The following is a 13,557-nucleotide window of genomic DNA, read 5'->3' as shown; positions in this document are numbered from 1 at the left end:
GTCACGACCCGTTCGTGAGCAGGGACAGCCGCACCGAGCGCTCGGGGTTGTCCACGTTCAGGTCGACCAGCGCGATGGACTGCCAGGTGCCGAGCATGAGTTCGCCGCCCAGCACGGGCACAGTGGCGTAGGGCGGGATGAGGGCGGGCATCACGTGCGAGCGGCCGTGTCCGGGGGAGCCGTGCGCGTGGCGCCAGCGGTCGTCGGCGGGCAGCAGTTCGCGCAGCGCGGCGAGCAGGTCGTCGTCGCTGCCCGCGCCCAGTTCGATGATCGCCACGCCCGCCGTGGCGTGCGGCACGAACACGTGCAGCAGGCCGTCGCCGCCGGACTCGCGCGCGAACTGCGCGCAGGCCGGGGTGAGGTCGTGCACTACTTCGCGCCGTCCGGTGGTGACCGCGACGAGTGTGCTCTTCATGTCCTCTATCTTCGCGCGCGTTGCCCGGACGCGCCGGTTCAATCGAGAGCGCGTGCGCCTGTGTGCTTTTCCACAGGTCAGGGAGGTAGTCACCGGAGCGGCGGAGTCCGGCCGGTAGTCTCTATGGCTGTTACCTGCTGATTGTCGATCTTGGAGGACCCTGTCGTGGCTCTCGTTGTTCAGAAGTACGGAGGATCCTCGGTGGCCACCGCCGAGCGCATCCGGCGCGTCGCTGAACGGATCGTGGAAACGAAGAAGCAGGGGCACGACGTGGTGGTCGTCTGCTCCGCGATGGGCGACACCACCGACGAACTACTCGACCTCGCCCAGCAGGTCGCGCCCGCACCGCCCGCCCGCGAGATGGACATGCTGCTCACCTCCGGCGAGCGCATCTCCAACGCGCTGGTGGCCATGGCCATCCACTCGCTGGGCGCGGAGGCCCGCTCGTTCACCGGCTCGCAGGCCGGCGTGATCACCACCGGCGCGCACGGCAACGCCAAGATCATCGACGTGACGCCGGGCCGGCTGCGCGAAGCCCTGGACGAGGGCACGATCGTGCTGGTCGCGGGCTTCCAGGGCGTCAGCCAGGACAGCAAGGACGTCACCACGCTGGGCCGCGGCGGCTCCGACACCACCGCCGTCGCGCTGGCCGCGGCGCTGGAGGCCGACGTCTGCGAGATCTACACCGACGTCGACGGCGTCTTCACCGCCGACCCGCGCATCGTCGCCGACGCGCAGCGCCTGGAACAGGTCTCCTACGAGGAGATGCTGGAGATGGCGGCCTGCGGCTCGAAGGTGCTGATGCTGCGCTGCGTCGAGTACGCCCGCCGCTACAACGTGCCCGTGCACGTGCGCTCGTCCTACACCGACAAGCAGGGCACCTACGTTTACGGATCGATGGAGGACATCCCCTTGGAGAAAGCAATCCTCACCGGCGTCGCGCACGACCGCAGCGAGGCCAAGGTGACCGTGGTCGCGCTGCCCGACGAACCGGGCTACGCCGCCAAGGTGTTCCGCGCCGTCGCCGACGCGGAGATCAATATCGACATGGTGCTGCAGAACATCTCCAAGGTGGAGACGGGCAAGACCGACATCACCTTCACCCTGCCCAAGACCGACGGCGCGCGCGCGGTGGAGATGCTCACCCGGCGGCAGGGCGAGATCGGTTTCGCGCAGGTGCTCTACGACGACCACATCGGCAAGGTGTCGCTGGTGGGCGCGGGCATGAAGAGCCACCCCGGCGTCACCGCCACCTTCTGTGAGGCGCTGGCCGAGGCGGGCATCAATATCGACCTCATCTCCACCTCCGAGATCCGGATCTCGGTGCTGGTCAAGGACACCGAACTGGACGACGCCGTGAAGGTGCTGCACCGCGCCTTCGATCTGGGCGGCGACGAGGTGGCCGTGGTGCACGCCGGAACGGGGCGATAAGCCATGGGTGTACGGGTAGGCGTCGTCGGCGCGACCGGTCAGGTCGGCGCCGTCATGCGGAAACTGCTGGAGGAGCGCGACTTTCCCGCCGACGAGGTGCGGTTCTTCGCCTCGGCCCGCTCGGCGGGCAAGACGCTGCCGTGGCGCGGCGGCGAGATCGTGGTGGAGGACACCGAGACCGCCGATCCGTCCGGCCTGGACATCGCGCTGTTCTCGGCGGGAGCCACCATGTCGCGCGTGCAGGCCCCGCGGTTCGCGGCGGCCGGCGTGACCGTCATCGACAATTCCTCGGCCTGGCGCAAGGACCCCGAGGTGCCGCTGGTGGTGAGCGAGGTGAACCCCGAGGCCACCCGCAACCTGGTCAAGGGCATCATCGCCAACCCCAACTGCACCACCATGGCCGCCATGCCGGTGCTCAAGCCGTTGCACGACGAGGCGGGCCTGACCAGGCTCATCGTCTCCAGCTACCAGGCCGTGTCGGGTTCGGGCCTGGCCGGCGTGGAGGAGCTGGCCGCGCAGGTGCGCGCCGTGGTGGACGACGCGGAGAAGCTGGTGCACGACGGTAGCGCCGTGGCGTTCCCCGCGCCGAACAAGTACGTGGCTCCGATCGCGTTCGACGTGATCCCGCTGGCGGGTTCGCTGGTGGACGACGACTCCGGCGAGACCGACGAGGATCAGAAGCTGCGCAACGAGAGCCGCAAGATCCTCGGCCTGCCCGAGCTGGCGGTGAGCGGCACCTGCGTGCGCGTGCCGGTGTTCACCGGGCACTCGCTGTCGATCAATGCCGAGTTCGTGCAACCGCTTTCGGTGGCGCGCGCGCGGGAGATCCTGGGCGCCGCGGCCGGTGTGAAGCTGGTCGAGGTGCCGACGCCGCTGCAAGCCGCGGGCATCGACGAGTCGCTGGTGGGCCGCATCCGCCAGGACCCGGGCGTGCCGGACGGCCGTGGGCTCGCGCTGTTCGTGTCGGGCGACAACCTGCGAAAGGGCGCCGCGCTCAACACCATTCAGATCGCCGAGGTGCTGCTCAGCGAGCGCTGAGCGAAACCTGTTGGAGGCCGCCGGAATTCGTTCCGGCGGCCTTCGGTATTGCGGGGCGATGTGAGTGCCGATCTGTGAAGCTGGTCAGGCCGGTGCGGACATGGTCGCCGGGTGAACCGGCGTCCCGCACCATGCGGTCGTGCCGGGGGCAGGTGCGTGCCGGTGGGTGGTGCGCCGCTGTTCCCCGTGGCGACGGGGTCCAGGGCGCGGCCCGAACGGTGGCCGGGCGGGGCCCATGGGATCAGGTGCGCACCGCCGGGACCGGTGTGTGGCGCGGTGTGACCAGTGCCAGCGCGAGGTGGGTCAGCCGGTCGATCGCCTCGTCCGCCCCGACGGTCGGTGCGACCACGTGGGTCACGGCGGTGCGGGCGATCGCGTCGGCGTAGACCTGGGCGTCGCGGTCGGTGAGGCCCGGGTCGACGGTGCGCAGAATCTCGGCCAGGCGGGTGGTGGCGCGCTCGTTGGTGACCCGCACCAACGCCATGACCTCCACGCTGTCGGCGGCCAGCGCGGTCTGGATGAGGGGTTCGTCGGCGAGCACGAAGAACCGCGCGAACGCCTCGCGCAGGGTGTCGGCCAGGTCGTCGCCGTCGACGCGCTCGGCGACCATGTCGAGCAGGCCGTCCAGCCGGTGCACGATGTAGGCCTCGGCGATGGAGCGGCGGCTGCCGAATTCGTTGTAGAGGGTCTGCCTGCTCACCCCGGCGGCGCGGGCGATGGCCGAGAGGCTGGTGGCGGCCCAGCCGTCGGAGCGCACCAACTCGTCGACGACGGTCAGCACGGTCGTGCGCAACAGTCCCCGTGCGGCGTCGGGGTAGGGGAGCCGGCGCAGCGGGTTGGTGATCATGCGGCGCCGGTTCGGTCGACGGCCGCGAAGCAGCGGGCCATCAGACCAGAGTTTGACAAATGTAATGATTTGTCAAGGAGTTGTTAGGTCAGCGGATACCCGGCGTGCGCGGGTCGTTCCCGAGGCAGGCCACCAGGTAGCAGCCGGGCGGCGCGTCGGCGAACGGCGGCACGAGCCGAGTGTTCAAGCAGGAGAACACATCACAGCCCGGATAGGCCGCGGTGCCGAGCCCGAACACGGCGAGCAGCAGGTTCGGGTCCACCAGATCGCCGGGCTCGTCGTCCGGCACCGGTTCGGGGTAGGGGCCCGGGTCCGGAAACGGGTTGTCGACCAGTGCGGCGAAAAGCCTGCGGAAGAACTCGTGCGGCAGCTCCGAGGTGTTCTCCAGTACGCCCGTCGGCCCGTACGCGCTGACGTTGCCGAACGCGCCGGTCCACATCACCACCAGATCCAGGTCGGGCAGCACGAAGACGTCCTGCATGCCGAGTCCGGAGATCCGGTAGGTCCGGTCCGGGAGGAACCCCGCCGCCGCGGTGCAGTCGGACCCGAGCCAGAACAGGTAGCCGTAGCAGGAATTGGTGGCCGACGGCGTCAGCGCCTGGCGCAGGTAGCGCTCGGAGACCACCTGCCGCCCGGCCCAGCGGCCCTCGCCCGCGACGAGCAGGCCGAATTTGGCGTAGTCGTCGGGCGGGATGTAGAGGTGCGCGTGGCCGTAGGTGTTGCCCGAGCGGTCGCGCGCCCAGTAGTAGTCGCCGCGCCGGATGCCGAGCGGGTCGAACAGCTCGCGCTGCGCGAACTGCTGCAACGGCTCCCCGACGGCCAGCTCGATGACCCAGGCCAGCAGATCGACGTTGCGCTGGCTGTAGGAGAACTCGGTCCCGGGCGGATGCTCGAGCGGCACGCCGAGCGCCTGCACCGCGCTGTTCGGGTCGAGGGGGACGATCGCGGTGAGCCCCTCGGCGACCGAGGAGGCCTGCATCCCCGAGGACTCGGTGAGCAGGTTCTCCACCGTGATCGCGCGCCGGGCGGCATCACCGAGGCCAGGGGGCAGGTAGGCGTCGATGGGTGCGTGCACGTCGAGCAGGCCGCGGTCGGACGCGATGCCCGCGAGCAGGGCCACCACGCTCTTGGTGCCGCTCCACACGTTCCACGCGACGCCGCCGGTCCGCGCGTTGTCGGGGCCCTCGCCGATCAGGCAGTTGTGCCGGAACACCTGGATATTGAGCCGGTTGCGGCCGTCGGCGAAGGCCAGCGCCGCCGCCAGCCGGTCGGCGTCGAATCCCGCTTGCTCGGGAGTTGCCCGCTGCGGCTCGCGACCCGTCTGGACCTCGCACCGCGCGGGTGTCACCGGCTCGGCTCCCGCCGATGCCGCCACAGCCCCTCCCAGGAGCAGCGAGAACACCGTGAAACCGGCCAGCAAGCAGCGCACCGCACGAGGTTATCGCGCCCTGTTCCCCGGGAGTTGCGGGTACGGAAAATGGGTATCCATCAGTTGCTCAACCGGATCGGCCGCGGCGGATCGCATAGCCGATCGCGCCCGCACCCAGCACCGCGAGCCCGCTCACCACGGCCGCCGGCGGCAACGACAGGGCGACGATGCCACAGCCCGCAGCGCCGAGCACCGGGATCCAGCGGGCCGGCCGATGCTCGGTCGCCGTGAGTGTGCTCGCGGCGATGTTCGCGACGAGGTAGTAGACGAGGACCGCGAACGAGGAGAACCCGATCGCCGCGCGCAGATCGAAGAACGCCACCAGCACGGCCACCACCGCGCCCACGGCCAGTTCGGCGCGGTGCGGCACGCCGAATCGCGGGTGCACGGCCGCGAGCGCGTGCGGGAGATGACGGTCGCGCGCCATGGCCAGCGTCGTGCGCGAGACGCCGAGGATCAGCGCCAGCAGTGAACCCGCCGCCGCGAGCACCGCGCCCACCCGCACCACCGGCGCGAGTTCCGGAGCCCCCGCCGCCGTCACGACCTGGGCGAGCGGGTCGGCCGCGTCGGCCAGGCCCGCCGAACCGAGCGTCAGCAGCGCGGCGACGGCGACCACCGCGTACACCGCCAGGCTCAGGGCCAGCGCGAGCAGAATCGCGCGCGGGATGGTGCGTCGCGGATCGCGCACCTCCTCGCCGAGGGTGGCCAGGCGCGCGTATCCGGCGAACGCGAAGAACAGCAGGCCGGTCGCTTCCAGCACGCCGAGCGGACCGATTCGATCCGGCAGCGCGCCGGCCGCCGCGTGGTCGCCCGCGAGCCCGGTCGCGGCCACCACGCCCAGCACGATCAGGACGGCGGCGACGATCGCCCGCGTGGCCAGCGCCGATTTCCGCACGCCCGCGTAGTTCAACGCGGTGATGGCCGCGACCGCCGCCACCGCGACCGGCCGGGCGTGCTCGGGCCACGCGTAGTGGCCGATCGTGAGGGCCATGGCCGCACACGACGCGGTCTTCCCGACGACGAACGCCCACCCGGCGAGATACCCCCAGAACGGCCCGAGTCGCTCGCGCCCGTATACGTACGTTCCGCCCGACACCGGGTAGAGCGCGGCCAGGCGGGCCGAGGACGTCGCGTTGCAGTAGGCGAGCAGACCCGCCAGGGCCAGGGCGAGCAGCAGCCACGAACCCGCGGCGGCGGACGCGGGAGCGAGCGCGGCGAAGATGCCGGCCCCGATCATGGACCCGAGGCCGATCACCACGGAGTCGGTGAGTCCGAGGGTGCGGCGCAGGGCGTGCGGGTTTGCCATGTCGTGCATCCTGGCCTGTTTCGGTGAACGGCGCGCGACATGCGAAACGCCGCCAGGTCCGGGGGTTTACCTGGCGGCGCTGAGTCGCCGGACGTCACGCCAACGTCACGACTAGGGGTGTCGACGTCCCACAAGCGCCTCTCGGCGAGTGGTCGCTCGAAGCGACAAAGGGTGCGGCCCGGGGCTGTCCGGACGCCGACAGTGGGGATCAACGACCGTCCGTCCGGAACTATTCCGTTGTCCAGTTGTGGCGCCTGTCACCGGGCGGGGATGCCCGGCCGATTCGAAGGCGCGTTGCCACGGGCGCGATCACCCGGCGCGCCTGGTGTTTCCCGCGAGAAACGGGGTGAAGTTCGTCGGCGGCGCTCGTTAGGATGCAGCTGTTTCGTCAGAGGAGGGGGACCCAATGACCGCCGATCCGGTGCTCACCGAGATGCTCGCCGCCGTCGAGCGCAGCCCCGACGTGCTCGCGCTGCGCCTGCACGTCATCGAACTGCTCGCCGAACGCGGCAGGCACGCCGAAGCCATCGCGCACTGCGGCACGGCCCTCACCCAGGAGCCCGGCAACGCGAAGGTGGTCGAGCTGCTCCAGCGCAGCACCGCCGCCCTGGCGAATCCGGCTGCGGGGCACTCGGATTCCGCTGCGTCCGATGACCAGCCGGGCACTCCCGACCCAACGGGGGCCGTCGGCCCGCAGGGTGAAGCGGTCGGGGCCGGAGGAGCTCGGACCTCCGCGTCCGGCGATCGCGCGTCGACGGACGGCGTCGGGCGCGCGGATGTTCCCGCGCGCGAAGAGGATTCCGCCGCGTCCGGCCACCCCGCCGATCCTTCCGGCTACGACTGGGCCGCCGCCGAGAGCGAGGTGGCCGGCATCATCGAGCCCGCGTTCGTCGATAGCGGCCCCACCGCCTACGCCGCCGAGGGCGACGCCGCACTGTTCTCGCGCACCCGCGTGACCCTCGCCGACGTGGGCGGCATGGAGGAGGTCAAGCGACAGCTCGATCTCACCCTCCTCGGCCCGTTGCGAAACCCGGGGCTGGCCAAGGCTTTCGGTACGTCCGCGCGCGGCGGGCTGCTGCTGTACGGCCCGCCCGGATGCGGCAAGACGTTCATCGCGTCCGCGGTCGCGGGCGAGCTCGGCGCGAACTTCTATCCGATCGAGATCGCCGACATCCTCGACATCTACACCGGCGCCAGTGAGCGCAATCTGCACAGCGTGTTCGAGGTGGCCCGCCGCAACGCGCCCTGCGTGCTGTTCCTCGACGAGCTGGACGCCCTCGGCCACCGGCGCAGCCAGATGTCGGGGTCGGCGACGATGCGCACCGTGGTGAATCAGCTGCTCACCGAGATGGATTCGGCGACCCAGGACAACGAGGGCGTCTACGTGCTCGGCGCGACCAACCATCCGTGGGACGTCGACGTGGCCCTGCGTCGCCCCGGCCGCTTCGACCGGATGATCCTCGTCGCCCTGCCCGACCGCGCCGCCCGGCACTCGATCCTGCACTACCACCTGCGCGACCGTCCGGTCGCCGGAGTCGACCTGGGCGCGCTCGCCGCCCGCACCAAGGGCTTCTCCGGCGCCGACCTGGCGCACGTGTGCACCTCGGCCACCCAGCTGGCCATGGCCGAATCGATCCGCACCGGCACCGTCCGCCCGGTCGGCATGGCGGATCTGGAAGCGGCCCTCGCGGAGATCGGGCCGAGCGCGGGCGCGTGGTTCGACTCCGCCCGCAACGTGGTCGAATTCGCCAACGGCGACGGCAGTTACGACGAACTGGCGCTCTACATGAAACGCAGGCGCCTGCGCTGACGGCGTGCCTCCATCCGGATGAACACGTGCGGCGCCACCGGTCTCAGACCGTGACCGGCCCCAGCACGCTCACGACCACCACCGAGATCTGCTCGAGCGCGCGCTCGACCGAGCCGAGCGGCTGGAACAGGTGGCTCAGCGTCAGCCGCACCACGCTCTCCACCCGCGCCGACAGGTCCTCGTCGGAGAGTTCGGTCAGTCCGTAGCGGGTGCGCACGGCGGTGGTGAGGGCGGCCAGCGCCCGGCCGAGCACCGGCTCCGGATCGGTCATCAGGGTGGGCAGCAGCGCGGTGTCGGCCTCGGAACGCCCCGCGAGCACCGCTTTGATCAGCGTGTTGTCGGCCGCGGCCCGCAGCGCGTACCCGGCGGCCGCGATCACGCCCGCCACCGGGTCGTCCGGGTGCGCGGCCAAGCTGTCGTCGATACCGACCAGGAAGGTCTCCACCTCGCTGCGGATGACGAGATCGGCCAGCTCCTGTTTGGTGCCGACTTCCTTGTACAGCACTGGCCTGCTCACGCCGACGTCCTTGGCCAGGCGGGACATGTTCACCGCGCCCCAGCCCTCGGTGGACACGACGTCGCGCGCGGTCTCGATGATCCGCTCGCGCAGCAACGAGCGCATCCGGGCGTGGAAGTTCGGCGTTTCGGACACGCCCTCGATCGTACACACGTGCCACTTTTGTATCCACTATTGACAATTTTGTGTGATGTGTATTCCAATTGGACACAGCTGCACGATTTGTAAAGTGCTCGACCGGTGGCCCCACCGCCCCCCCGCGGTGCGGGCCCGTCCCCGCCGGGAAATCCGAGGAGAAGACATGACGACATCTCGAAGCGAAGCGCCCGACCAGGCCGTCCAGTGGCGCGACCGCAAGCGATACCTGTGGCTGTTCGGCCTCATCCCGCCGACCGCGCTGATCGTCGCGCTCGGCCTGGTCTGGGGCTTCAATCAGCTCGGCTGGCAGGCCGTCTCGCCGGTGTGGTGGTGGATCGGCCCGATCCTGCTCTACATCCTGCTGCCGCTGCTGGACCGCTTCTTCGGGCCCGACGGGCAGAATCCGCCCGACGAGGTGATGGAGGCGCTGGAGAACGACAAGTACTACCGCTACTGCGTCTACTCCTACATCCCGTTCCAGCTGATCAGCCTGGTGCTGGCGAGCTACCTGTGGACCGCCTCCGACCTGTCCTGGCTGGGCGTCGACGGCGGGCTGAGCCTGCTGTCGAAGATCGGTCTCGCGCTGAGCATCGGCGTGATGGGCGGTGTCGGCATCAACACCGCGCACGAACTCGGCCACAAGAAGGACGAACTGGAGCGCTGGCTGTCGAAGGTCACCCTCGCCCAGACCCTGTACGGCCACTTCTACATCGAGCACAACCGCGGCCATCACGTGCGCGTCGCCACCCCGGAGGACCCGGCCACCTCGCGCTTCGGCGAATCCTTCTGGGCCTTCCTGCCGCGCAGCGTATGGGGCAGCCTGACCTCGTCGTGGGAGTTGGAGAAGACCCGGCTGGCCCGGCTCGGCAAGAGCCCGTGGACGCTGCGCAACGACGTGCTCAACGCCTGGCTGATGTCGGTGGTGCTGTGGGGCGCCCTGGTCGCGGTGTTCGGCGTCGGCGTGCTGCCGTTCCTGCTGATCCAGGCCGTCTTCGGGTTCTCGCTGCTGGAGACGGTGAACTACCTCGAGCACTACGGCCTGCTGCGCCAGAAGACGGCGACCGGTCGCTACGAGCGCTGCACCCCGGAGCACAGCTGGAACTCCGACCACATCGTCACCAATATCTTTCTGTACCACCTGCAGCGCCACAGCGATCACCACGCCAACCCCACCCGGCGCTACCAGACGCTGCGCAGCATGGACGGCGCGCCGAACCTGCCCAGCGGCTACGCCAGCATGATCACGCTGGCCTACTTCCCGCCGCTGTGGCGCAAGGTGATGGACCACCGCGTGCTCGCGCACTACAACGGCGACATCACCCGCGTGAACATCCAGCCCGGCAAGCGCGACCGGGTGCTGGCCGCCCACGGGGTGCGCTGATGTCCGCCTACGTCTGCCCCATTTGCGACTACGTCTACGACGAGTCGAAAGGCGCTCCCCGCGAAGGCTTTCCGGCCGGCACGGCCTGGTCGTCGATCCCCGACGACTGGTGCTGCCCCGACTGCGGCGTCCGCGAGAAGCTCGACTTCCAGCCCGTTTCGCTCGCGACAGGAGAAACCCGATGAGCACCGACTACAAGCTGTTCCGCTGTGTGCAATGCGGTTTCGAGTACGACGAGGCGCTGGGCTGGCCCGAGGACGGCATCGAGCCCGGCACCCGCTGGGACGACATCCCCGACGACTGGTCCTGCCCGGATTGCGGAGCGGCCAAAGCGGATTTCGAGATGGTCGAGGTGAGCCGCGCATGACCGAACGGATCATCGTCGTCGGCGCGGGCGTCGCCGGTGCCACGGCCGCGAAAACCCTGCGCGCCGAGGGCTTCACGGGAGAGATCGTGCTGGTGGGCGCGGAGCGGGGCTTGCCGTACCGCCGTCCGATGGTGTCGAAGGAACTGCTGGCGGGCACCGCCGAGGAACGCAGGACGCTGCTCGAGCCGGCCGACTCCTGGCGCTCCCTCGAGGTCGATCTGCTGCTGGGGCGCGGGGTGGACGCCGTCGACGTCGACGCCAAGCGGGTGCGGTTCGCCGGTGGCGAGTCGCTCGGCTACGACCGGTTGCTGCTGGCCACCGGCGCGCGGGCCAAATCGCTGCCGGGCCCGCAGCGCAACGTCCACACCCTGCGCGGCGCGGCCGATGTCGCGCCGCTGCGGGAGGCGATCATCGCGGGCGGTTCGCTGTTGATCGTCGGCGCCGGCCTGGTGGGGTGCGAGGTGGCCGCGACGGCGCGCGGGCTCGGCGTGCGGGTGGCGATCGTGCACGCCGGACCGGCGCCGCTGGACCGGATCGCGCCGCCCGCCGTCGGCGACTACTACCGGAACCTGCACGCGGACAACGGCGTCGAGATCCACGACGAGGTGGTGCTGGACCGCCTCGACGGGATCGAGACGGGGGTGACGGCGCTCGCCCGCGACGGCCGCAACTGGTCAGCCGCGGCGGCGCTGATCGCCATCGGCTCGGCGCCCGACACGGCGCTGGCGAGTGTCGCGGGCCTGGCCGTGGGCAACGGCATCCTGGTGGACGAGCACTACCGCACGTCCGCGCCGGACGTATTCGCCGCGGGCGACGTCGCCAACCGCTTCGACCCGGAGCTGGGCGCGTACGAGCGCGACGAGCACTGGAACGGCGCGCAGGCCCAGGGCGCGGCCGCCGCGCGCTCGATGCTCGGCAAAACCCCTGCACGACCGGATGTTTCGTGGGGCTGGTCCACCCAGTACGGCCGCAACCTCCAGTTCGCGGGCCGCTGGCAGCCGGGCGACGACTTCGTCGTGCGCGGCAGCGTGGACAGCGGTGAGTTCGCGGTCCTCGCCCTGCGCGACGGCAGGCTGGCCGGTGCGGTCGCTCTCGCCCGCCCCGCCGACCTGCGCGCCGCCCGCCCCCTCATCGCCCGCCGCGCGGTCCTGGACCCCACCCGCGCGGCCGACGTATCCGTCCCGCTCGCCGACGCGGTCGCCTCCGACGACGATCTCGCTGCCGACCGGGCGTGAGCGCGTGCGCCGACCTCGCCACCGACGGGGCGTGCGCCCGAGCGGCAAACCTCGCCTGTCGATCGGGCGTGAGCGTGGGCGAGGACCGTGCTACCGACGAGGCGTGCGCGGGAGCGGCAACCGCACCTGTCGATCGGGCGTGAGCGTGGGCGCCGACCTTGTCACCGACCGGGCGTGAGCGTGGGCGCCGATCTCGCCGTCGATCGGGCATGAGCGTGGGTGACGACCTCGCCGCCGGCGTGCGCGCGAGCGACAACCTCGCTGTCGACCGGGCGTGCGTGCGGGTGACGACCTCGCCGCCGACGGGTGCGTGCGAGATCTCCGCGCGGTCGGCGCGCACATCCGGGTTCCCCTGAACCGCCGCGTAATTCGGCCGCACGGCATCGGACCGGATGGCGGCGCGCCGCGTGCGTCATCCGATCGAGGGTGGGCACCGGCCGTCGCCTCGGGCAGGGGCGTGGGCGACGGCCGTGTCACCATCGCGACACGCTGGACGGCACGCCGAGGGGATCGTGTCGGAGTTGCGAGGGCGGGCGGAGCCGGAGGTACACTCGATCCCGTCACCTATGTGATGCCGGGAGGGCGGAGCGCCGCTGGTGACGACGCTCCACCCGGTGGGTCACCTAGCCCGCACCCGGCGGATCAGGACGAGGGCCCCGGCGGTTACGACGACGATCGAAAGAACGAAGCCGTAGTCGACCGGGGCATCTCGCTTTTTCCGGCGATGTTTCCCCATTCCCCACCACCTCCTCCCTGGGCGCGGTGTCTGGACCACGGTCCACGGCCCCTCGGCAGGAGGTGTCTCCACATCGATCGCTGATTTCTATTGCGCCACTGCCGATTACGCGTGTCGCGTGCATCGGCGTGTCCGGAGTGAATGATCACCGAACCCCCTCGCCCCGGTGACGGATCAACGCGTATATGGAGCGAAAACTCCCACGTCGCGATGCGTATATGGAGCGCCCGAGTCCGTGTCGGCGGATGTATGGCTGTCGCCATCGCATCGGCGTAGCTCCACCCGGTGTGGGTTCGCACGGGCTACCGTGGGGTGTCGATACAGTGACCGTCATCACATCACCACATCCCGCAACACTCCCGCCTCCTTTTCTTGACTAATTCCAGAAAAAGAGCAACCATGGGACCCATGCACACCAGAGGTGCTGACCCCCGCGAGTGGTTGCGGGCAGCAGGCCTGCGGGTTACCGCCCCGCGGGTCGCGGTGCTCGATGCGGTGGCGGCCCGGCCGCACTCGGACGCCGACCGAGTGGCAGCCACGGTCCGGGCGAATCTGGGTTCGGTGTCCACGCAGGCCGTCTACGACGTGCTGCGCGCCTGCGTGAACGCCGGAATCCTGCGCCGCATCGAGCCCGCGGGCTCACCCGCGCTCTACGAGACGCGGATCGGGGACAACCACCACCACCTGGTGTGCCGCAACTGCGACACGGTCGTCGACGTCGACTGTGTCGTCGGAAGTGCTCCGTGTCTGGAACCCGGCGAGGATCACGGGTTCGAGATCGACGAGGCAGAGGTCGTGTTCTGGGGCCTGTGCCCGGCGTGCCGCGCCGAGCGGCGCACGGACCGCACACCCTGACACCCCCGGGTCAGCCCATTTTCCTGGGTCCCACCGTTAAGGAGGCTTCGAG

14 protein-coding genes are annotated in these 13,557 nt (G+C 70.4%); 9 read left to right on the top strand and 5 right to left on the bottom strand.

Annotated features, from left to right (window positions below):
* Position 1: 1 nt before the first annotated feature.
* The gene (locus OHB21_RS06205; protein WP_195126160.1) at positions 2–415 is read right to left on the bottom strand and encodes a YjbQ family protein; all 414 of its coding nucleotides are present in this window, start codon (positions 413–415) and stop codon (positions 2–4) included.
* Positions 416–580: 165 nt separating this feature from the next.
* On the opposite strand from OHB21_RS06205, the gene OHB21_RS06200 reads away from it, so the two are divergent.
* Together OHB21_RS06200 and OHB21_RS06195 are read left to right on the top strand one after the other, a co-directional pair.
* Positions 581–1,846: an aspartate kinase gene (locus tag OHB21_RS06200; protein WP_067507746.1), complete on the top strand. Its 1,266-nt coding sequence runs from the start codon at positions 581–583 to the stop codon at positions 1,844–1,846.
* A 3-nt stretch (positions 1,847–1,849) separates the two neighbouring features.
* Positions 1,850–2,884, top strand: a complete 1,035-nt coding sequence (locus tag OHB21_RS06195; RefSeq protein WP_195126161.1) for an aspartate-semialdehyde dehydrogenase — start codon at positions 1,850–1,852, stop codon at positions 2,882–2,884.
* Between the two features lie 241 nt (positions 2,885–3,125).
* On the opposite strand, the gene OHB21_RS06190 is transcribed toward OHB21_RS06195, so the two are convergent.
* From OHB21_RS06190 to OHB21_RS06180, 3 genes are all read right to left on the bottom strand, one after another.
* Positions 3,126–3,731, bottom strand: coding sequence for a TetR/AcrR family transcriptional regulator (locus OHB21_RS06190; protein WP_067507740.1), 606 nt, complete (start codon positions 3,729–3,731; stop codon positions 3,126–3,128).
* Between the two features lie 88 nt (positions 3,732–3,819).
* Positions 3,820–5,160, bottom strand: a complete 1,341-nt coding sequence (locus tag OHB21_RS06185) for a serine hydrolase domain-containing protein (protein WP_324192185.1) — start codon at positions 5,158–5,160, stop codon at positions 3,820–3,822.
* Between the two features lie 67 nt (positions 5,161–5,227).
* Positions 5,228–6,466: an APC family permease gene (locus OHB21_RS06180; protein WP_198161716.1), complete on the bottom strand. Its 1,239-nt coding sequence runs from the start codon at positions 6,464–6,466 to the stop codon at positions 5,228–5,230.
* 406 nt (positions 6,467–6,872) lie between these two features.
* On the opposite strand from OHB21_RS06180, the gene OHB21_RS06175 reads away from it, so the two are divergent.
* Positions 6,873–8,276, top strand: coding sequence for an ATP-binding protein (locus OHB21_RS06175; protein WP_067507732.1), 1,404 nt, complete (start codon positions 6,873–6,875; stop codon positions 8,274–8,276).
* 43 nt (positions 8,277–8,319) lie between these two features.
* Here OHB21_RS06175 and OHB21_RS06170 read toward each other — a convergent pair whose 3' ends face one another.
* The gene (locus tag OHB21_RS06170; RefSeq protein ID WP_067507728.1) at positions 8,320–8,928 is read right to left on the bottom strand and encodes a TetR family transcriptional regulator; all 609 of its coding nucleotides are present in this window, start codon (positions 8,926–8,928) and stop codon (positions 8,320–8,322) included.
* Between the two features lie 166 nt (positions 8,929–9,094).
* On the opposite strand from OHB21_RS06170, the gene OHB21_RS06165 reads away from it, so the two are divergent.
* The 6 genes from OHB21_RS06165 (at position 9,095) to OHB21_RS06140 (ending at position 13,505) form a co-directional block, all read left to right on the top strand.
* Positions 9,095–10,312, top strand: coding sequence for an alkane 1-monooxygenase (locus tag OHB21_RS06165; protein WP_067507725.1), 1,218 nt, complete (start codon positions 9,095–9,097; stop codon positions 10,310–10,312).
* Positions 10,312–10,497: a rubredoxin gene (locus OHB21_RS06160; RefSeq protein WP_067507723.1), complete on the top strand. Its 186-nt coding sequence runs from the start codon at positions 10,312–10,314 to the stop codon at positions 10,495–10,497. The genes OHB21_RS06165 and OHB21_RS06160 overlap by 1 nt, the downstream gene beginning before the upstream one ends.
* Complete coding sequence (locus tag OHB21_RS06155) at positions 10,494–10,679, top strand: rubredoxin (RefSeq protein WP_067507721.1); 186 nt, start codon at positions 10,494–10,496, stop codon at positions 10,677–10,679. The genes OHB21_RS06160 and OHB21_RS06155 overlap by 4 nt, the downstream gene beginning before the upstream one ends.
* Positions 10,676–11,914, top strand: coding sequence for an NAD(P)/FAD-dependent oxidoreductase (locus OHB21_RS06150; RefSeq protein WP_067507719.1), 1,239 nt, complete (start codon positions 10,676–10,678; stop codon positions 11,912–11,914). The genes OHB21_RS06155 and OHB21_RS06150 overlap by 4 nt, the downstream gene beginning before the upstream one ends.
* A gap of 209 nt (positions 11,915–12,123) precedes the next feature.
* Positions 12,124–12,270 (top strand): hypothetical protein, encoded by a 147-nt coding sequence (locus OHB21_RS06145; RefSeq protein WP_157115822.1) that lies wholly within the window; start codon positions 12,124–12,126, stop codon positions 12,268–12,270.
* Between the two features lie 788 nt (positions 12,271–13,058).
* Complete coding sequence (locus tag OHB21_RS06140; RefSeq protein ID WP_067507717.1) at positions 13,059–13,505, top strand: Fur family transcriptional regulator; 447 nt, start codon at positions 13,059–13,061, stop codon at positions 13,503–13,505.
* The last annotated feature ends 52 nt before the right edge of the window (positions 13,506–13,557 follow it).

The organism is Nocardia puris (assembly GCF_036051655.1).
GTDB classification, from domain to species: Bacteria; Actinomycetota; Actinomycetes; order Mycobacteriales; family Mycobacteriaceae; genus Nocardia; species Nocardia puris.
Note: the sequence above shows the minus strand (reverse complement) of the source record. Positions and strands in the feature narration are given on the sequence as shown.

Excerpts from the sequence above, each read along its gene's own strand:
- OHB21_RS06160 (WP_067507723.1), top strand. The coding sequence starts at position 10,312 with ATGTCCGCCTACGTCTGCCCCATTTGCGACTACGTCTACGACGAGTCG.
- OHB21_RS06145 (WP_157115822.1), top strand. The coding sequence starts at position 12,124 with ATGAGCGTGGGTGACGACCTCGCCGCCGGCGTGCGCGCGAGCGACAAC.
- OHB21_RS06180 (WP_198161716.1), bottom strand. The coding sequence starts at position 6,466 with ATGGCAAACCCGCACGCCCTGCGCCGCACCCTCGGACTCACCGACTCC.
- OHB21_RS06155 (WP_067507721.1), top strand. The coding sequence starts at position 10,494 with ATGAGCACCGACTACAAGCTGTTCCGCTGTGTGCAATGCGGTTTCGAG.
- OHB21_RS06205 (WP_195126160.1), bottom strand. The coding sequence starts at position 415 with ATGAAGAGCACACTCGTCGCGGTCACCACCGGACGGCGCGAAGTAGTG.
- OHB21_RS06190 (WP_067507740.1), bottom strand. The coding sequence starts at position 3,731 with ATGATCACCAACCCGCTGCGCCGGCTCCCCTACCCCGACGCCGCACGG.
- OHB21_RS06195 (WP_195126161.1), top strand. The coding sequence starts at position 1,850 with ATGGGTGTACGGGTAGGCGTCGTCGGCGCGACCGGTCAGGTCGGCGCC.
- OHB21_RS06150 (WP_067507719.1), top strand. The coding sequence starts at position 10,676 with ATGACCGAACGGATCATCGTCGTCGGCGCGGGCGTCGCCGGTGCCACG.
- OHB21_RS06175 (WP_067507732.1), top strand. The coding sequence starts at position 6,873 with ATGACCGCCGATCCGGTGCTCACCGAGATGCTCGCCGCCGTCGAGCGC.
- OHB21_RS06165 (WP_067507725.1), top strand. The coding sequence starts at position 9,095 with ATGACGACATCTCGAAGCGAAGCGCCCGACCAGGCCGTCCAGTGGCGC.
- OHB21_RS06140 (WP_067507717.1), top strand. The coding sequence starts at position 13,059 with ATGCACACCAGAGGTGCTGACCCCCGCGAGTGGTTGCGGGCAGCAGGC.